This window comes from Myxococcus sp. NMCA1, from assembly GCF_026810205.1.
Taxonomy (GTDB): Bacteria; Myxococcota; Myxococcia; order Myxococcales; family Myxococcaceae; genus Myxococcus; species Myxococcus xanthus_A.
Map to the genome: position 1 here is coordinate 6,424,933 of NZ_CP113950.1, position 17,704 is coordinate 6,442,636.

Here is a 17,704-nt window from a genome sequence, read left to right on the forward strand (position 1 = left end):
CGGGCTCAGAGCATGGGCATGCCACGCGTCGTCACGCCCTTGCCTCCCTTCGCGCCCTGACTTCGCTGCCCTCCCTGCCCATCGCGGCCCAGGAGGTAGAACGACTCCTGCCGGGACACGAAGAACTTCCAGCCCTCCTCGGTGAGGTAGGCCGGATCCTCCTGCATCACGAAGACCTTCTGCCCGTCCCACTCCGGCACCGAGGTGGCGGTGTTCAGCTCGATGGCGATGTACGAGCCCAGGCGAAGTGTCTTGGCCTCCTCCTGCCGGCTCGCCGAACGGAAGTCGATGCTCGCGCCCAGCGCGTGGCCCTGATTGCCCAGCGGGTGGCTGTACACCATGGCCTCGATGCCCTTCTCCTTCATCTCCGCCATCGTCTGCGTGTACACCTGCGCGGAGGTGCGGCCCGGACGGGAGGCGCGCAGCATCAGCGCGTCCTGGAGTTCGATGGTGTTGGCCAGCGCCCGCTTGAGCCCCTCCGGCGCGTCCGTCTCCCCCTCGTTCAGCACGTAGGCCATCTTCTGCCAGTCGGAGTTCAGCCCCATGTAGGTGATGCCGAAGTCCACGTGCAGCAGGTCGCCGCGGAGGATGACGACGTCCTCCTTCGCGGGCGCCAGGAAGCCTCGCGAGCTCGATCCGTCCATGCCCTTGCGCTGCACGCGCAGGTCCGGCTGGAACCAGGTGTCCACGCCCAGCTCCCAGAGCCTGTCATAGAGGAAGCGGCGCACGTCACCGACGGTCGTCTTCCCCAGCACCACCACCTCCGGAGAGAAGGCCTCCTTCACCACGGCCTCCGTCAGCATCACCAGCCGCTGGTAGTGCAACCACTCCTCGGGGATGCGCGTGTCCAGGTACTCCTCGATGAGCGGCGCGGCGCTCACGAAGCGGGCCTCTGCCTCCGCGCCCAGGGACTCCACCAGGAAGGCATAGCTGTCCTTCGTCAGGCTGCGCGTCACCCCGCGCTTGCCGCCAATGCCCAGGGCAATCGTCCGGGGCTGATAGCGCGTGTTCAGGTCCGCCAGGATTTCCTGCGGCTTGCGCGCTTCTTCGGGCAGCTCGAAGAAGCGCGCGAGCGTGGCCTCCGAGTAGCCGGAGAGCGCGACGCGCTTGAGTCCCTCGGGCCCGGCGTCGACGAACACGAAGATGTCCCGGTTGCCCGCATATGGACGCGGCGGCGCGATGAACTGGGTGAGCGGGTCGTCGTGGAACTCCTCGTTGACGACCACCCACATGCCCACGCCATGGCGGCGCATCATGTCCAGCAGCATGCCGTGGCGCTTCTCCAGCCAGGCTTCGCGCTCGGCGATCTGCTCCGACCAGGACATGAGGCGCGGCGGCGACTTGTCAGCAGCGCCCTGGCGCCCCGTGGTGGCACAGGCGGCCAGCAGCAACAGCGGCAGGGCCGCCCACTTCACGGACTTCATGTGAGGACTCCCATCGAGAAGGAGGCCGCACCGTATCGCATGAAAGCCAGGGGGCCTCCGCCTCCAGAGCCCTTGGAATCTCTGGAGGCAGAGGGCCTGGGGCGCGCCCCCTCCCTCACTCCCTGGAAGTCCGCACTCCAGCGCCTCTTCGGATGAACGCGTCCTCAACGCCCGCGTCATGTGGTCGTCGGCCCCCCAGTCCCACCGCGGCCACCCTTCGAGATGACGGCTGTCCCCCGACGCCGTCTGCTGGAGCGGGGCTTCGTCCCCCGCGCGCCGAACTCAGAAGCTGGCGATCCGGAACTCGAAGTCGCTCTCGTCGAACGCCTCCAGTCCCTGCCCCCCCAGGTCCTCCGCGTTTCCCCCCGCCTTCACAACACTCCGCGCGTCCCCCCAACCGCCCCGCTCCCCCCGGCTGGAGCTCCCGTTCGACCAGGCCGCCCATCCCCCGCCCATCGCCCCACGCCCCTCCTCAGGTGCCCAGATACCGCTCGCATCCCCTTGGCCCCGCGCGTCACCACGAAACATCTGCTCCCCCTCTTCTCAGGGGCTCGCGACCAACGCCCCCTCAATCTCAGATACGGACCCAGCCCTTTTTCTTGTGCATTCTGTTCAAAAAAATCCGGGACGCCCCGAGCGGGAGCGTCCCGTAAAACCTGTATCGCCAGCGCGACTCAGGACAATCCGGAAAACTGTCACTTATTTACGACGTGAGCTGTCCGAGCCATCTGGTTGAGACGCCGTATTCACGGACGGAACGACGGACATCCTCGCCGAGAACGGCGGGTGCGCCGTCAGGCCCGGGGTGGGCTCCGGCGGTGGGTCATGCGGGTTGATGCTCACCACCGCCCCATCACGCTTCGACTTCTTCGAGAGCTTCTTCACCATCGCATCCCCCTCTGCGCGGCACCGGCGAGGACAAGCGGCATGCCATCCCCCGCCTCCGCACCGGTACAACGCGCCGAGTCGGATTCCTTGGCCATCATTCGAAGAGGAGGATGCCGTGGACCCAGTCCGCGGAGGGGTGGGCCGCCAGCCATGTGCGCCGCTCGTCGCGGAGCGCGAGGGCCGCCGGCGCGCCGGCCCGGATGCGCTCACGGACCGCTTCGAAGAAGCGCCCCGCCGAGTCGGGGATTTCCGCCGTGGAGGCCAACACCGTGGCCGCGCCGGCTTCGATGAAGGCCACCGGCAGGCTGAAGGACTCATGAAGGAAGGGCGTGGCCCGTGCCGCGCTACACGTGGCCAGCAGCACGAGCGGCGCGCGCTCCAGCTTCAGCGCGCGAACCTGGGGGGCGGACAGCGCATATCGGCCATCTGTTTCAGGCGCCAGCACCACCAGCGAGGCGTCCGACATCTCAGGGCTGAAGGCGCCGTGCGCGTGGATTTCCACCTCGCTGGCCTGCGCCATGGCCGCCAGCACCCGCGTCGGCGTGGCCTGCATGCCCGACAGCTCGATTCGCTGCGGGTCCGGCGCGTGCGGCGGCTCCAGTGGAAGCAACCGCGGGAGGCCCAGCGACGCGGGCGCCTCCACCCCATTGACGACCAGGTGCGGCCCGCTGCCACGAGCCAGCACGGGAGACGCTCCTCCGGGCCGCCCCACACGGTAGCTCCAGGCGAGGTCCGCGGGCAGCAGTCCCCGCAGGCCATGCACCGGCGGCAGTGCGAGCACGTCCACCCGCTCGCAGCCCTTCAAGGCGGCCTGGAGCGACGGAGGCACCAGCCCGAAGGCGTCCCGCCCCAGGGGCTCCGCGCGGCTGGCGTCGAAGTGCCCCTGCAGCTCGCCCGTGGCGCCGCGCAGCGCCACCACCGAGCGCTCGTAGTCCACGGCGACGCCCAGCACACACCGCGCGGGGACCTCCACCTGAAGCGCGGCGCCCATGAGCGCCAGGGCCTCACCTGGGGCGTCCGTGCGTCCTGCCTCGTGCGCCAGGACGTTGTAGGCCCCCATGCGCGTCTTGCGCGCGTCCACATCATTGGGAAGGGACTCCGCCTGTTGGATGGCGCCGCGAAGCAGCTCCAGCCCGGTCGCGCGATCGCGCTCCAGCACGAACTGCCCCTCGGCGAAACGCATCTGCGCGAGCTTGCCCGGTGAGGGCTGCCCCCGGTGCAGCTCGGCCAGGGTGCGGCGCAACAGGTCCGCGTCCTGGCTGTCCGCCCCGAAGCGCGCCAGGTACGACAGCAACAGCGCGCCGGGCAGCCCCAGCGGCCGGCCACACTCCTGCGCCAGCTCCAGCTCGTTCCGCGCCTCGTGCGCGTCGAACTCCAGCCACGACAGGTATGCCAGGTTGCGGTGCACGTAGGTGCGCTGCTCGCAGGCCTCGGGCGTTCGCGCCAGGGACTCGCGCAGGTAGGCGCGCGCGCTGGTGACGTCCAACCGATAGCGAGCGATGTGCGCCAGCTCCTGGAGGAACTGCTGCTCCAACTCCCATTCCTCCAACTCCCGGGACGCCAGCCAGCCACTCCATGCCTGCTCGAACGCCTCCGCCGGGCGGTTGAGCGCGAGATAGAGGTCCGACAGCCGCTTCTTCAGCGTGGCGCAGCGGTAGGACAACCCCTTGCCCTGACAGGCGCCCACGGCCGCGCGCAGCCGCGCCTCCGCCATCCACCATTCGCCCGCGCGCTCCTCGGCGCCCGCCAGCTCTCGCTCGGCCAGCAGCGACAACCAGGGGTCCTCGGCCGCACGGGCCAGCCGCGTGAAATCCTCCAGGTGGCGCGCGCCTGCCGTCTGATTGATGAGCCCGCCCAGGTACAGGTCGTCCTCGCCCGAACGCCGCAGCGTCTCCAGGAAGCGCTCTGGCGAGGACAGCTCGCCCCGCACGAGCTTCGCGTAGTCCGCCGCCAAGGGTGCACGGCGGCTGAAGTCCCGCTCCGCCACACGCTGCACGTAGCCGCGAAGCACCTCGCCGCCCTGGACGCCGTCCAACACGTCCGCCAGCGGCAGCAGGCGCAGGGTCCACTCCCGCGACGGCGCGGCCCTCACCGCGTCGTAGAACGCCAGCCGGACGATGCCAGGAAAGCGCTTCGCCTCCTCCAGCGGGAGCCGCGCCTGCGCGTCCACCATCAGGTCCCGCACCGCCGCGCGAGCCCCCTTCCAGGCCCGCCCACGCGCCTGCGTCTGATGCCGGAGCGCTCGCGCGCGGATCCGCGCCTCCTCGCTCCAGCCTGGCTCCCCGCGCTTCACCACCGCGTCGAATGCCTCCGCGGCCAGCAGCGTCAGCCCCATCTCCCGCAGCACCAGCGCCCGGTTCCACTGCGCCTGGGCGTGCTCGGGCGCCTGTCGCAACACCCCGTCCAGCAGTGCCAGCGCCTGTTCCGGATGCCCCTGTTCCAACGCGACGATGGCCAGGTCGCTGTCCCGGTCCGGTGACGGCGACATCCGGTGAAGGAAGTCGGAGGCTTGCCGCAGGTCCTTGCGGACCAGGTACGCGGCGGCAATTCCATGCAGGTCCCCCTGGTCCTCCAGATCCGCCAGCGCCCGGAGCGGCAATGCCGCGCCAGCCCCGCCCGGAGGGCCACTGACAGCCGCGCGCAGGGGCACATAGGGCCGGTGTCCGTCCGCGCGTGCATAGGCCACCCTCGCCTCGATGAGACGCGACGACGTCTGCGCGAGCCAGACCTCCTGCTGGGAGCCCCGCACATCGGCGCTCTTGACGACGAGCACCAGGACGATGGCCGCCGCCACGGCGCCCACCGCGAACGGGGCCCAGCGCCAGTGAGGGCGCCCCGGCACGTCGGCCGTGTCACGTGTCTTGGGCGCGTCGGACGCCATCCTGGTTTCGGGCGCGCCCTCCTGCTCGTGCGCCAACGCCTGCGGGTCCCCCATCACATGGAAGCCCAGCAGCTCCAGTTGCATGGCTTCGTGCAGGCCGGACGCGCAGGGGTCACAGCGAGCGAGGTGATGCCGGAAGTTCTCCTCGTCCACGGGCGGCAGCTCGCCATCCAGGAAGAGGGACAGCCTGTTACAGAGCGTCCCCATCACGCGCTGCCTCCTCCGTCGCTCCCGGTGAGCGGCAACAGCAGCGCCTTCAACTCCTTACGGGCCTGATAGAGCCAGCTCCCCACGGTGCCTTCGGGGACGCCCATGCGCAGGGCGATGGCGCGGTAGCGCAGCCCCGAGGCATGCAGCGAATACGCCTCACGCACCCTGGGATTCGGCAGCTGGGCAATGGCCGCCTGGAAGTCCTTCTCCGAGATGTGCTCCCAGACCTCCATGGCCTCCGGTTCGGGGGCTGCCACCCCCTCGCGCACCAGCCGCAACTCTGGACGGTCCTGCTCCAGCAACTCCGAGCGCCGCTTGCGGCACTGGTCGAGGAAATGATTGGTCATCGCCCGACACAGCCACGCCCTGTAGACGGGCTCCGGCTGCGCGGCGAGTGCCCCGTGATGCAACAGTCCGCGCGTGAGCGCCTCCTGCACCAGGTCTTCCGGATCGAGGCCCCCCTGACCGCACAACCGTCTCGCCAGGGCCAACAGCATGGGCCTGACACGATGCGCGAACGCCTCGAACCCGTCGGGATGCACATCCGTACTGTAGGCCACAGGAATGCGAATGACTGTGGCAATGCGTTGGCCGCTCATCGACCCGGACTCCTTCCACGCCTATCGAAACGAAGTCCGGGGCAATCCTTGGAAGGCCGTCGTGAAGCAGACTTAATCGTATCAAGTTGCGCTCGCTCACCGACATCCCTGCCGCCCTGCGGACCAGGGACAGGCCGGCGTCAGGCCAGCGCGGCGGAAATCGAGGCAGGCTGCGCCACGGGTAATTCCAACGTCAACGCCGCGCCCCCCAGGGCTTCCGAGCGTCCCGCACTCAAACGTCCGCCATGCCGTTCGGCGATGCCTCGCGCGATGGCCAGCCCCAATCCCGTCCCCGGCCGAGGTCCCTCGCGCTTGCGGCCCGTCACGAAGGGCTGGAAGAGCCGGGGCAACAGCTCCGGTGGAATGCCAGGCCCGCTGTCCTCCACCCGGACGAGCAACCGGCCGTTCGCCTGCTCAATGGATGTCCTCAACCGCGGTGCGGGCACGTCTCTCAGGGCGAGCAGTGCATTCTCCAACAGGATGACCATCACCTGTGAGAGCTGGGACTGGTCGGCCTCCACCGTGAGCGACGCGTCCTCCTCTGACTCGAAGGAGACGTCGGGCGCGAGCGAGCCCAGTCCCTGCCGCGCGGTGGAGTACGCCAGCGCGACGGTGGCTGAGACATCCACTCGGCGCAGGTCCAGCGGGCGCGGGCGACCGTAGCGCAGCAGCTCGTCCACGAAGTGACTGGCGCGGTCAATCTGCTCCCGCATGGCCGCCACCGTGTCCGGGTCCCCGCCCCTTCGCTCCAGCAGCTTGAGGTGCGCGGCGAGCACGCCCAACGGATTGCGGACCTCGTGGGCCACCGCGGACGTGAATTGTCCCAGCTCCGCCAGCCGCGCGGATTGGTCCGCGCGCGCCTCCTCACGAGAGAGCGCCACGGCCAGCTCGTCACTGGTGGCGCGGCCCTTGAGGAGGCGGCGCCCCAGCCAGGCCTGAAGCGCCTGACGCACGGGCTCGAATGCGAGCGCGGCCAGGGCCAGGAGAAAGAAGGCACCTACGCGGTACTCGGTAAGGAACGGCTGGCCGCTGCCCGACAGCAGCGTCAATACGCCAAAGAGGAAGCCCGCGGACAACACCGCCGCCACCGCGGAGTAGACGAGGCTGCGTTCAAGCAGCCGTCGGTCCGCGGCTGGCTGATGGGCATTGATGACGTGCACCAGCACCAGCAGCGCCGCCAGCACCAGGTACATTCCGAACGGCAACGCGTACCCGCCCGACAGCAACAGGGCGTTGCCGATACTGCCCAGGTACGCGAGCAGCCCGGCAATGCCCAGGCTGAGGAGGATGGGCCGTCGCTCGGGAGCTTCGCCGCGGTACGCGCGCGACAGATGCACCAGCGGCACGCTCGCCGCCGCCACGGCGAGCACCATGGTGGGCCAGAACAGGGGACCTCGCCCCATCGCCAGCGGCCCGTGCAGGACGTTGGGGAGGAACGCGCCAATGCCCGTCACCACCACCGCCACGCCGTACGCGAGCACCACCAACCGGTAGGAGCGCTGCCGGGTCACGTCATAGGCGGAGTGCAGGTATGCCGCCGCGACGAAGGCCCCACCCGCAACGAAGCGCTCCCCCACCCACGCCATGGACGGGATGCAGAGGAGCAGCAGCGCGCCCGTCCACCCCGCGGTCGCCAGACAGTAGAGCGCCAGGCCTCGTGCGTTCTGCCCCCGAAGCGCGGCCGTGAAGAACAGCAGCAGCGACACGGAGAGGACAGGCACGAGGCTGTAGGCGAACAAGGGCCCCATGCCCGTACTGTGACAGATCAGCGAGCGCCGTGAGGCGGACTCGCCGCCAAGGTATGGGCGGTGATGGCCCGGGTCATCGTCTCCCAGTCATCCGGGTGCAGGTCATGCCCCGCGTCCTGCAGTGTCACCAGGCGCGCGCCCTTGACGGCACGGCTCAAGGCCACGCCATGCGCATGGTCGATGACCGGGTCCACAGAGCCGTGGATGACCAGCAGCGGCGCTTCAATCTCACGAGTCCGGCCGTACCACTCCAGGCCACCGGACAGCCCCGCGTGGTTCAATGCACATTGAGGCGCGAGCGCGCGCCGGTAGTCCTGGACTGCTCGCGCCCGCACCCGGGCCTCGTCGAACGACCTCCGCGCACGGCCCACGCACAACCGTGAGAGTTCGACCTGGAAGCCGATGGCCTCCGCCTCGTCGGCCCAGTTCAGCGTGGCGGCCCGCTGGAAGTGCGCGAGCACTGCCGGGTCCATGCCCGGGTCCTCGAAGTCCGGCTCCGAGAAAATCTGGGCGCTGATGAGCGTCAGCGAGCGGACTCGCTTCGGGTACTTCAACGCCGCCATCTGGCAGAGCAGGCCCCCCAATGACATTCCCACGAGGTGCGCGCGCTCGATGCCATATCCATCCAGCACGGAGATGGCATCGGAGGCGAGGTCGTCCAGCGTGTAGGGCGTGGCGCCTGGCACACCGTGCGAGGAGCGCCCCGTGTCGCGGTGGTCGTAGCGGATGACGAAGTGACCCGTCCGCGCGAGTTGCTCCATGAGCCCGTCGGGCCACCCCAGCATCGAGCTGGCCGCCCCCATCAACATCAGCACGGGGGCGTCGCCCTCGCGTCCGAAGTGCTCGGTGCAGAGCCGAATGTCGCCCGATTCGATGATGCGCTCGGACATCCAGGAACCCCTTTCGACGGCCAGGAACTGGCGTGGATGACGAGTTAATAACCGACGCGTCGGTTATATTCAACCCGCACCTTTCGGGTGCCCCTCCAGGCGACACAACCTTCAGTCGAAGGACTCTCGTGGAAACACGCACCCGAGCAACGTGCGCAAGCGAGCGAGGACGTACTCCGTCAACGGCGGCGTCCGCTCCACCAACCACTGCATCGTCGCACCCGCGATGACGTCTTGAAGCAGGGCGGACACCGCGCCACGGTCGACGCTGGGAGGAAGCCGGACGGCGATGGCGTCGCGCACGAGCAGATTCCGCTCATGCGCCATCCGCCTCAACGTGGGGTCTCTCACGTCCTCCCAGGCCAGGAGCAGGTGTGCGTCGAGCGCCTCACCCTCCCCCATCACCGAGACCAGCGTCTTCAGGAAACGCCAGAGGCCCTGTGCTCCGACTTCCACGGGCAGACCGGCGAAGTACTCGCGCTTCTGCTCGGCGGTCCGCTCCATGAGCCGGAAGTAGAGGTGCTCCTTGTTCTTGAAGCGCTGGATGAGCGCCGCGCGGGACATGCCCACCGCGACGGCCACGTCATTCAGCGTGAATGCGCCCGGCCCGCTCCGAAGCAACACGGACATGGCGGCGTCGAGGATGGCTTCGTCGCTGTGCAGCTTGGGCCGGGGCACGGGCCGTAGATAACACGCGCGGCGAACGCGCGCGCTCAGCGCACCGTGGCGAGAAAGCCGTCCAGCAGCCGATTCACCTCGTCCGGAGCGTCGAGTTGCACCCAGTGCCCCGTGCCCTCCACCTTCGCGTGCGGCAGCTCTGGCACCAGGTGGTGATACGAGCCCGGTTCCTCGTTGAAGGCCGTCACGACCGACAGACGCGGCCCCGAGTAGCGCCGCAGCGGCGTCACGGGGTCGAAGTCCAACAGGGCTCCCAGTCCGCCCCGGACACCCTCTTGGGACGTGGCGCGCATCTCGGAGAGCACCCGCTCGCGGACCTCCGGCCGGGACGGCGCCAACATGGGGCCCCAGGCCTCCTCCACCACCGCGCTCCAGGCCTCGGTCGCCAGCACCGACATCAAGCCCTGGGCCTGCTCCGCTGGCATCGAGCGTCCATCCGAGGCCGGGTCGAGGAGGAACAGCCCCGCGACGCGGTCCGGATGCGCCCCCGCGTAGGCCACGCAGACGGCCCCGCCCAGGCTGTGCCCCACCAGCACGAAGCGCTGAAGCCCCAGCCCCTCCACCACCGTCCCCACGTCCCGGACGAAGTCCTCCACGGTGAAGCCGCCGTCCCGTGGCAGCTCGGACTTCCCGTGGCCTCGCAGGTCCAGTGCCACGGCACGCCGGTGCTCGCGCAGGTACGACAGTTGCGCGGCCCAGTGCGTGGTGTTGCCGGCACTCGAATGGACGAACACCACCGGCAGTCCACCCACGCCCCCATCGTCGACATTCAGCATTCCCTTGGAACCCATCATGACGGCCTCCTCTGGCCTCGAAGCGCGCGGTCATGCGCGACCTGATGCTTGTGGAGTACGGCCCATCCCTGACAGAAACTGTCAGCAATGGCTCGAGTCGACCGGGTGATGCGGCTGCTGGACTTCCTGCGGGGCAGGGACGGGACGACGGTGGCGGAGATCGCCGAGGCGCTCGACGTGAGCGCACGAACCGTCCACCGGGACCTGGCCACGCTGCGGGAACAGGGCCTTCCCCTGAGCAGTGACACAGGCCCTGGGGGCGGCGTCCGGCTGGAGCGGGACCGGGGCGTGGCGGCCGTCCACCTGTCGCAGGAGGAGGTGGTGGCGCTCTGGCTGGCCGCGAACCTGTCCGCGACGGGCAGCACGTTGCCCTGGGGCAGCGCGGCGCGCTCGGGGCTCCAGAAGCTCTTCGCCAGCGTCCCCAAGGAGCGGGGTCGGGGCATGCGTGAGCTCTGCCGCCGCGTGGTGGTGGGACGGCCGGCGAGCGCCCGCGTGCTGGCGGACGTCGGAACCCCGCCGGAGGAACTGCTCGCCGTCTTCGAGCGGGCCTTTCGCGAGCAGGTCTGCCTGTCCTTCGAATACCGCGACCGGCACGGCAAGGCGACCCGCCGCATCGTGGAGCCGCACGGGCTGCTGGTCGAATCGCCCGTCTGGTACGTGCTGGCCCGGGACGTGGAGAAGGCCGCCGCGCGCATGTTCCGCATGGACCGCATCCGCCGGGCTCGCCTCGTCCCCGACCGCCCCTTCACGCCCGACATGGAGGGACTGCGAGCCCAGGCCGAGGCCCAGCGCGCGGACGGTGCGCGCGCCTCTAGCTGAGGTAGGCTGCGCGCCCGCCGGAGCCGGAGTGCGCGCCGGAGTCACCAGGAGTCACACGGTGCGGTACTTCGCCATGGTCGCGGCCGGGGCCACCCTCTGGGGGTGCTGGGCGCTCTTCTTCCGTCCAGCGGGGCTCGCCGGGCCGCAGAACGCATTCCTCGTGCTCCTGGCCATGTCGCTCCCGGCGCCCTTCCTGTTCCGGCGCGAAGCCCTGCGCGACCGCCGAGCCACCCTGGCGATGCTCGTCGTGGCGCTGGCGGACGCGGCGAACACGGCCCTCTTCTTCGCCGCCATGGAGCGAGGGCCGGTGTCCATCGCCGTGCTGACGCACTACCTGGCGCCCTTGCTGCTGGCGCTGCTGGCCCCCTGGGTGCTGGGCGAGGAGCGCTCCACCCGGGCCCTGATAGGCGGCCCCGTGACGCTGGTGGGCCTGGCCCTGCTCATCGGCCGGCCCGACGGTGACTTCTCGGGGCTGACGGCGCTGCTGGGCGCGGGCAGTGCCTGCTTCTACGCCATCATCGTCCTGGCCGCGAAGCAGGCGGCGCGGGCCTATTCACCCATGGCCGTGACATCACTGCATGCCCCCATCTCCGCGGGCGTGCTGCTGCTCTGTTTCGGAGACCGGGTACTGCCACCCACGGTGGATGGAGGCACGCTCCTCGTGCTCGTGGGCGGCATCGTTTGCGGCCTCATTGGAAACATCCTCTTCCATACCGGTCTGCGGCACGTTCCCACCGCGGCCACGGCGGCGCTCACGTACCTGGAGCCGCTCACCGCTTCGCTGGTGGGCTGGGCCTTCTTCTCGGAGACGCTGACGCCCGTCGCCCTGGGCGGAGGCCTGTTGGTGCTGGTGACGGGCGCATGGGTGGCGGCCGAGCGACGCGCCACCCTCCAGGCCGTGCCGCTGCGCGCCGCGCCACGCTGAACGCGTGCGCCAAATCACCGCTTGCATGCTTGGGGAGTCCTTTGGTCCTCTTGGGCCCCCGCACACACTCTTCCCTCCGTTCCTGGCGACGCCGTATGCCTATGGAAACCGCAGCCGACAGCCGTGAGTATCGCGTCGTCTTCTTCTGCCCCGCGTCGAGCGCCCGGCTCGAGCGGCTGGAAGTGCCCGTGCGACGGCTGCTCTCGCGTATCCACGCGCCGCCCGCGGAGCTGGCGCCGCTCCAGGAAGCGGGCGCGCTCACCGAGGCTGGCTGGCAGGTGTTCCTGGTCCGCTCGCTGACGGAGCGCTCCGCGGCGCAGGCCATGGCGGCCTACGTCAGCGAGGCCACGTGCGCGCTGGCCGCGGAGCTGGACGCGGAGGTGCTGGGGCTCTACGTGGACGTGTCCGGTGACTCGGCGCGCATCTGCCGCTGCGGTCCCGAGGACGGTCCGGAGACATTCGCGGGCCGCCGTCAGGCCGCGCTCAACCGCACCGCCGAATGGTTGGAAGTGACGCCCGTCAGCCTCTCCGCCCTCTTCCACCTCGACCTGCCCGACGCAGAGTACGAGCCGGACGCGGATGACCGCTTCGTCGAGGAGAAGCTCCGCGAGGCCCGGACCCTCATGGAGCGATACCGCCAGGGCAAATGAGGTCTCGAACGCCCGAGGACCTCGCGGGTCGCTGCCCGCGCTGCTTCCTCCCCATTGCCCTGTGTCTCTGCGCCGAGGTGCCGTGCGTCTCCACGCGCACGGAGTTGCTCATCGTCCGGCACCACAAAGAGACGCTCAAATCCACCAACACCGCGCGCATGGCGGCGCTCGCCATTCCCCGGTGCAGCATCGTCTCCTATGGCTCGCCGGGCGTCCCCTTCGACGCCTCCGTCCTGGAGGGCGATGACACGTGGCTGCTGTTCCCGGACGCGCACCAAGAGCCCGAGCCCGGTGCGGCCTTGCCCAGCAGGCTCATCATCCTGGATGGGAGCTGGGGACAAGCACGCCGCATGGTGCAGCGAGTCCCCGCGCTGCGGCGACTGCCCGGCTTGAAGCTGCCACCGCCCGCTCCGGACTCGCGGCGCCTGCGTCGCCCGCCCCACCCGGATGGCATGTCCACGCTGGAGGCCATCGCCGGTGCGCTTGCGTACCTGGAGGGCGAACACGTCGCCCAACCGCTCCACGCGCTGCACGAGCAGATGATTGACCGCGTCCTCGCGAGCCGGGGACGGCACACCTAGCGCGCTCGACTGCAAGGGGCCGCCCCGGCCGGCGCTTCGCGCTGAGCACGACCAGTCCACTCAGGATGGGGTTGGCGCCAACACGCGTGGGCTTCAGCGCGCGGTCAGCGCGTCCAGTTCGGCGATGAGGGCGGGCACATCGCCGCGAGGAATCGCCCGACAGGGCCAGAAGCCCGCGGCGCGGTCCGTGGCGATGATGGGGATGCCTTGCTCCCGTGCCTGCGCCAGCTCGCTCAGATGGCTCTCACACCACGCTGGCGCGAGCACCACGTCCACCTGATGGAGCGTGCGCTGGACCTGAGCCGTCACCTTCCGCACTCGCGGGTGGTTCAGGTGTCGTGGGTCCGTGCCCTCGGCGGGGCGCACCCAGAGGCTCCACTGGGGCCGTTCGTCGAGCACCGCCAAGGCTTCTCGCAATCCGCCGCGCGCGAGAGCGGGCCCGGCGAGGAGGGCCACGTGCGGGCCGTGGTGCTGGGGCAGACGGGGCGCCTGGGGCGGTTCGCGGTCCGATGGAAAGTGCAGCCTGCGGAGCTTCTCCGGAGCGTGTCCGGCCAGCCGCAACCGCTCGAGGGCGAGCTCGCCTCGCACCCAGATTTCATCCGCGAGGACTCGCTCCGCCTCCTGCCGCGCGACGTCCTCCGCGGAGGCGCGGTGGTTGCGAAGGAAGGCCTCCTCCGGGTGTCTCGCGGCCGCGGCGTCCAGGTCCGCGTGCAGTGCCCTCAACGAGGGCAGGTCCTCCACCAGCACGCAGCGCGCGCCCCGGCGGCGGGCCACCGCGAAGACCTCCCGGGCACCGAGCGCTGGCGCGAGCACCGTCTCAACCGACGCCGGAAGCAGCGCAGAGGCAGCCTGCGCCCATCGCTTGCGAAGGGTGAAGCGGGCCTGCAGTGTCGCCGCCGTCGAGCGCGCCGCGACGCGCATCCCCGCCTCCACGGCCCCCCAGCCTGGCAGACCCCAGACGCGGAAGCCCTCGGGCACCGGTAGCGTCCGGCGGGTCCAGGCGTGGCGCAGGCGGGTGGGAAGGGGGCCCCAATCGGGCAGTCTCGGCAGCGCCCAGGGGGCCAGCACCTCTGCCTCGCGCGTGAGCAGCGATGCGAGGTGGGAGAGCCAGGGGGCGGGCTCCGGTGCGAGAACCAGGTTCATGGCGCCCGGGCCTCCGACCGTGGGACTTCGACACGGGCGTGGCATGCGGTCTCCCCGCACGTCAGGCACGTCCGCTTCCGCGCCTCGGGGTTCAGCAGGCGTCGCCGGTTCTCGGCGATGGTGCGCTCCTCGAGCACGGCGCCAGAACCGGTGTCTTCGACTCGGCGCACGACGCGGTTGATGCGCAGGGTTCCCTCGGGAAGCTCGAGAAGGGACTCGTCCTCGGACCACAGCCGTGAGCGTGTCCGGGGGGCGTCCGCCCCATGGATGGAGAGCCGCAGCTTCCCGTCCGAGACGCGGGCACCGAGCCGCACCGGTCCCTCACGAGGCGCCACCACCAGGTCCACATAGGGCCAGGCCACCGTGGCATCCATTCCCCACAGCGCGCCTGGCGGCGGGGGCACCGCCTCCATCGTGTGCCCCCAGCGCTCCAGGATGTGCCAGCCCTGGCGTGCGGCGAACTCGAAGAGCGCATTGGCCAGAAGGCAGATGCCGCCCCCGATGGACGGGGTGAGACAGCCACCGCTCAGCGCCAGCCCATGCCGGTAACCCTTGCGCTCCGTCAGCCGGCCAAGCGTGCGCCAGAAAGAGAGGGGCCTGTCCGGAGCGAGGAGGAGGCCATCGAAGGCCGGTGCCGCCAGACGTACGTTGTGCTGCTTGCCCGCTTCGAGCACAGGGTCCGCGTCCGAGTCCGCGCGCTCCAGATTCACGGTGTGCGAGCCGAGGAGCACGCCCTTCTCGTGAGTGGGCGCCAGGAGCGGGCGCGGCCAGCGCTCGGGTGTCGCGGACCACCGCACCAACCGGTTCGCCTGGAGCATCAACTGCTTGCTTCGCCTCCACAGCAGGGCGTGGGCGGATAACTCCAGGAGTCGGGGAGCGATGGGAGGCGAGGGCATGTCCGAACATTCTGCAAGGGCGGCGCCAGGGAAGGAAACACCGGGGTCTGACACCACTCATGCACGGGCGCGGCTGCAGGGACACCCGCCTGGAATTCCCCCGCCTCTTCGGCGTCACCCGACGGTGTGGGCTGTTAGACTTGCCGCATCATGACCCGCGCCCAGCCCTCGGACACCGTGGTCCTCTTCGACGGCGTGTGCAACCTGTGCAACGGCACGGTCCTCTTCATCATCGACCGGGACCCGGACGCGCGCATCCGCTTCACGGCGCTGCAGTCCCAGCGGGCCGCCGCGCTGCTGGCGCCTCATGGCGTCGTGCCCAAGGAGGAACCGGACAGCTTCGTCCTCCTGCAGGACGGCAAGCTGTACGAGCGGTCCACGGCCGCGCTCCGCGTCGCGCGGATGCTGAAGGGGCCGTGGCGATTTCTCTACGCCTTCATCGTGGTGCCCCGGCCGCTGCGCGACCTCGTCTACCGAATCATCGCGCGCAACCGCTATCGCTGGTTCGGCCGGGAGGCGCAGTGCCGCATCCCCACGCCCGAGCTGCGAGCCCGCTTCCTTCCGGAGACCGCGCCATGAAGACCCGCATCGCCCACGTGGTGAATGCCGTCACCATTGTCGCCGCCGTGGGAATCGCCGGAGCGCTCTACTCGAAGCTGCCGGACCCGGTGCCCACCCACTGGAACTTCCAGGGCCAACCGGATGGGTTCACGCCCAAGCCGCTCGGCGCGTTCCTGGGGCCCGCGGTGATGACCGGTGTGTGGCTCCTGTCCCTCTTCACGTCGCGAGCATCCGCCCGAGCCGCCACGCGCCGGGGCCCCGCGGTGCTGGTGCACGCGCTGGTCATCGTCATCATCGGCGTCGTGAGCTCCGCCTCGCTGCTGGCCGCGGTGAAGCAGTCCGCTCCGGAAGGCTCGCTGGTCCGGGCCCATGGCATGAAGGACGTGTCGGAAGAGGACTGACGCGCGCCAACGCACAGCAGGCGTTGGCGTCGGTAAAGCAGGCCGCGCCGAAAGGACCTCGGGTCCAGGCGTCGGCGAAGAGGCACCCTCCAGCGAAAATCTCGCGAGCGCCTCCGCCCTCAGCAAGCGTTGACGTCGGTGCAGCGCGCCTTCTTCATCTCCGTGGCGAAGGGGCTGGGCGCCAGGAAGCCGGTAACACGTGGCTGGGTGAGCACCTTGCCCTCCGGCGAGATGAACGCCACGGTGGGCAAGCCCTCCACACCAAAGCGCTCCAGCAACGCGTCCAGCGAGTCCTCGCTGTTCGTCGCGTCAATCTTGATGTTGAGGAAGCGCCCCTCGTCGGACTCGGAGATGACCTGCTGCGCGGGGTACGTGTCGCGGTCCAGCTCCTTGCAGGCCGCACACCAGTCCGCGAAGAAGTCGATGAGCACCGGCCGGCCCTCCGCCTTCGCCTGTGCGAGCACCTGGTCGAAGGCCTCCGGGGAGAAGGTGGCCTGCTTCGCCGGCATGACGTGGTGCCACTGCCAGGACGGTGCGCGCGGCGGCTCGGCGAGCCCCAGGCTCACCCACAACGTGCCCACCGGGCCCGCGTCCAGCGCACCGCCGCGCAGCACCAGCGCCGCGACGACGAGCGCCACGCCCAGCGCCTTGAACGAGAACTCCCGCGCGCCTTCCTTGAACGAGCGATGCACCGCGCCCAGGGCCACGCCCACCACCACCAGCAGCGCGGCGATGACGGCTCCTGGCACCCGGCCGACCTGAAGGCCCAGCCCCTTCACCACGTCCCGCGCCCAGGGGAAGGCGTCCTTGAGATAGCTGAAGGCCAGGGCCACCAGCATGATGCCCAGCACGCTCTTCACCCACTCCATCCACACGCCGCCGCGCGGCAGCCGGACGGTGAAGACGCCGATGAGGAAGAACGGCACGCCGATGCCCAGCGCGTAGACGAACAGCAGCGACGCGCCCAGCGTGGTGTTGGCCGACTTCGCCACGAAGGCCAAGAGGCCTGTCAGCACCGGGCCGGTGCACGGCGCCGCCAGGAAGCCGGACACGCTGCCCATCAGGAACGCGCCCGCCACACCCGCGCCGCCCACGGCGTTGAGCTTCGTCTGGAACGACGACGGCAGCGCCAGCTCGAACGCGCCGAACATGGACGTGGCCAGCAGCAGCAGGAACACCGCCAGGCCCGTCACCACCGCCGGGTGCCCCAGCATCGACCCGAACGCCTGGCCCGTCTTCGCCGCCAACACGCCCAGCGCGCTGAACACCACGCCCATGCCCACGATGTAGGAGGACGTCAGGAGCAGCGCGCGGCCCCGGCCCTCCGTCTTGCGCGCGCCGAAGACGGACACGGTGATGGGGATGAGCGGATAGACACACGGCGTCAGCGCGGTGAGCAACCCACCCGCGAACACCACCGCCGCGCCCACCGCGAGGCTGCCGGATTCGAGGAACCGGGCCGCATCCAGGTTGGCATTGGGGCCCGTGGGCAGCAGCCATGGCACCACGGCCACCGCCACTCCGGCCAGCACCGCCATCACTCCGAGCTTCTTCGCATCCATGCGCGCGTGACTCCGTGGTCCCAGGCCCCCTTGTATACGCAGGCCCGGGGCCCC

At 70.1% G+C, this 17,704-nt stretch carries 17 protein-coding genes; 6 read left to right on the forward strand and 11 right to left on the reverse strand.

Annotated elements, in window-relative coordinates:
- Positions 1 to 5: 5 nt before the first annotated feature.
- From OZ403_RS26340 to OZ403_RS26375, 8 genes are all read right to left on the reverse strand, one after another.
- Positions 6 to 1,424: a M24 family metallopeptidase gene (locus tag OZ403_RS26340; RefSeq protein ID WP_268782072.1), complete on the reverse strand. Its 1,419-nt coding sequence runs from the start codon at positions 1,422 to 1,424 to the stop codon at positions 6 to 8.
- A 699-nt stretch (positions 1,425 to 2,123) separates the two neighbouring features.
- The gene (locus tag OZ403_RS26345; protein ID WP_140794082.1) at positions 2,124 to 2,312 is read right to left on the reverse strand and encodes a hypothetical protein; all 189 of its coding nucleotides are present in this window, start codon (positions 2,310 to 2,312) and stop codon (positions 2,124 to 2,126) included.
- A gap of 94 nt (positions 2,313 to 2,406) precedes the next feature.
- Positions 2,407 to 5,403, reverse strand: coding sequence for a CHAT domain-containing protein (locus tag OZ403_RS26350; protein WP_442929619.1), 2,997 nt, complete (start codon positions 5,401 to 5,403; stop codon positions 2,407 to 2,409).
- Positions 5,400 to 5,900 carry an RNA polymerase sigma factor gene (locus tag OZ403_RS26355; RefSeq protein ID WP_442929620.1) on the reverse strand — a complete coding sequence of 167 codons (501 nt, stop codon included), beginning with the start codon at positions 5,898 to 5,900 and terminating at the stop codon, positions 5,400 to 5,402. The genes OZ403_RS26350 and OZ403_RS26355 overlap by 4 nt, the downstream gene beginning before the upstream one ends.
- Positions 5,901 to 6,142: 242 nt before the next feature.
- Positions 6,143 to 7,750 (reverse strand): sensor histidine kinase, encoded by a 1,608-nt coding sequence (locus OZ403_RS26360; RefSeq protein ID WP_268782075.1) that lies wholly within the window; start codon positions 7,748 to 7,750, stop codon positions 6,143 to 6,145.
- A gap of 17 nt (positions 7,751 to 7,767) precedes the next feature.
- Positions 7,768 to 8,640, reverse strand: coding sequence for an alpha/beta fold hydrolase (locus OZ403_RS26365; protein WP_268782076.1), 873 nt, complete (start codon positions 8,638 to 8,640; stop codon positions 7,768 to 7,770).
- 111 nt (positions 8,641 to 8,751) lie between these two features.
- Positions 8,752 to 9,318 (reverse strand): TetR/AcrR family transcriptional regulator, encoded by a 567-nt coding sequence (locus OZ403_RS26370; RefSeq protein ID WP_140794092.1) that lies wholly within the window; start codon positions 9,316 to 9,318, stop codon positions 8,752 to 8,754.
- A 35-nt stretch (positions 9,319 to 9,353) separates the two neighbouring features.
- Positions 9,354 to 10,112, reverse strand: a complete 759-nt coding sequence (locus tag OZ403_RS26375) for an alpha/beta fold hydrolase (protein ID WP_268782077.1) — start codon at positions 10,110 to 10,112, stop codon at positions 9,354 to 9,356.
- 87 nt (positions 10,113 to 10,199) lie between these two features.
- Here OZ403_RS26375 and OZ403_RS26380 point away from each other — a divergent pair, with 87 nt between their 5' ends.
- The 4 genes from OZ403_RS26380 (at position 10,200) to OZ403_RS26395 (ending at position 13,087) form a co-directional block, all read left to right on the forward strand.
- Positions 10,200 to 10,931, forward strand: coding sequence for a helix-turn-helix transcriptional regulator (locus OZ403_RS26380; RefSeq protein ID WP_140799381.1), 732 nt, complete (start codon positions 10,200 to 10,202; stop codon positions 10,929 to 10,931).
- 58 nt (positions 10,932 to 10,989) lie between these two features.
- Positions 10,990 to 11,856 (forward strand): DMT family transporter, encoded by an 867-nt coding sequence (locus OZ403_RS26385; RefSeq protein ID WP_174258893.1) that lies wholly within the window; start codon positions 10,990 to 10,992, stop codon positions 11,854 to 11,856.
- Between the two features lie 101 nt (positions 11,857 to 11,957).
- Positions 11,958 to 12,506, forward strand: coding sequence for a hypothetical protein (locus OZ403_RS26390; protein WP_140794100.1), 549 nt, complete (start codon positions 11,958 to 11,960; stop codon positions 12,504 to 12,506).
- Complete coding sequence (locus OZ403_RS26395; RefSeq protein WP_140794102.1) at positions 12,503 to 13,087, forward strand: tRNA-uridine aminocarboxypropyltransferase; 585 nt, start codon at positions 12,503 to 12,505, stop codon at positions 13,085 to 13,087. The genes OZ403_RS26390 and OZ403_RS26395 overlap by 4 nt, the downstream gene beginning before the upstream one ends.
- 93 nt (positions 13,088 to 13,180) lie before the next feature.
- Here OZ403_RS26395 and OZ403_RS26400 read toward each other — a convergent pair whose 3' ends face one another.
- Together OZ403_RS26400 and OZ403_RS26405 are read right to left on the reverse strand one after the other, a co-directional pair.
- Positions 13,181 to 14,230 (reverse strand): hypothetical protein, encoded by a 1,050-nt coding sequence (locus OZ403_RS26400; RefSeq protein ID WP_268782078.1) that lies wholly within the window; start codon positions 14,228 to 14,230, stop codon positions 13,181 to 13,183.
- Positions 14,227 to 15,126 (reverse strand): VanW family protein, encoded by a 900-nt coding sequence (locus OZ403_RS26405; protein ID WP_237077419.1) that lies wholly within the window; start codon positions 15,124 to 15,126, stop codon positions 14,227 to 14,229. Before OZ403_RS26405 ends, OZ403_RS26400 begins: the two co-directional genes overlap by 4 nt.
- A 150-nt stretch (positions 15,127 to 15,276) precedes the next feature.
- On the opposite strand from OZ403_RS26405, the gene OZ403_RS26410 reads away from it, so the two are divergent.
- A complete protein-coding gene (locus OZ403_RS26410; RefSeq protein ID WP_140799384.1) occupies positions 15,277 to 15,705 on the forward strand; it encodes a thiol-disulfide oxidoreductase DCC family protein in 429 nt (142 codons plus the stop codon).
- Positions 15,702 to 16,088 (forward strand): DUF1648 domain-containing protein, encoded by a 387-nt coding sequence (locus OZ403_RS26415; RefSeq protein ID WP_268782079.1) that lies wholly within the window; start codon positions 15,702 to 15,704, stop codon positions 16,086 to 16,088. Before OZ403_RS26410 ends, OZ403_RS26415 begins: the two co-directional genes overlap by 4 nt.
- A 119-nt stretch (positions 16,089 to 16,207) precedes the next feature.
- Here OZ403_RS26415 and OZ403_RS26420 read toward each other — a convergent pair whose 3' ends face one another.
- Positions 16,208 to 17,650 (reverse strand): protein-disulfide reductase DsbD family protein, encoded by a 1,443-nt coding sequence (locus tag OZ403_RS26420; protein WP_140794110.1) that lies wholly within the window; start codon positions 17,648 to 17,650, stop codon positions 16,208 to 16,210.
- Positions 17,651 to 17,704 lie beyond the last annotated feature (54 nt).

Coding starts and splice junctions, on each gene's coding strand:
- OZ403_RS26340 (WP_268782072.1), bottom strand. CDS start 1,424: ATGAAGTCCGTGAAGTGGGCGGCCCTGCCGCTGTTGCTGCTGGCCGCC.
- OZ403_RS26345 (WP_140794082.1), bottom strand. CDS start 2,312: ATGGTGAAGAAGCTCTCGAAGAAGTCGAAGCGTGATGGGGCGGTGGTG.
- OZ403_RS26355 (WP_442929620.1), bottom strand. CDS start 5,900: ATGCTGTTGGCCCTGGCGAGACGGTTGTGCGGTCAGGGGGGCCTCGAT.
- OZ403_RS26360 (WP_268782075.1), bottom strand. CDS start 7,750: ATGGGGCCCTTGTTCGCCTACAGCCTCGTGCCTGTCCTCTCCGTGTCG.
- OZ403_RS26365 (WP_268782076.1), bottom strand. CDS start 8,640: ATGTCCGAGCGCATCATCGAATCGGGCGACATTCGGCTCTGCACCGAG.
- OZ403_RS26375 (WP_268782077.1), bottom strand. CDS start 10,112: ATGATGGGTTCCAAGGGAATGCTGAATGTCGACGATGGGGGCGTGGGT.
- OZ403_RS26380 (WP_140799381.1), top strand. CDS start 10,200: ATGGCTCGAGTCGACCGGGTGATGCGGCTGCTGGACTTCCTGCGGGGC.
- OZ403_RS26390 (WP_140794100.1), top strand. CDS start 11,958: ATGGAAACCGCAGCCGACAGCCGTGAGTATCGCGTCGTCTTCTTCTGC.
- OZ403_RS26395 (WP_140794102.1), top strand. CDS start 12,503: ATGAGGTCTCGAACGCCCGAGGACCTCGCGGGTCGCTGCCCGCGCTGC.
- OZ403_RS26400 (WP_268782078.1), bottom strand. CDS start 14,230: ATGAACCTGGTTCTCGCACCGGAGCCCGCCCCCTGGCTCTCCCACCTC.
- OZ403_RS26405 (WP_237077419.1), bottom strand. CDS start 15,126: ATGCCCTCGCCTCCCATCGCTCCCCGACTCCTGGAGTTATCCGCCCAC.
- OZ403_RS26410 (WP_140799384.1), top strand. CDS start 15,277: ATGACCCGCGCCCAGCCCTCGGACACCGTGGTCCTCTTCGACGGCGTG.
- OZ403_RS26415 (WP_268782079.1), top strand. CDS start 15,702: ATGAAGACCCGCATCGCCCACGTGGTGAATGCCGTCACCATTGTCGCC.
- OZ403_RS26420 (WP_140794110.1), bottom strand. CDS start 17,650: ATGGATGCGAAGAAGCTCGGAGTGATGGCGGTGCTGGCCGGAGTGGCG.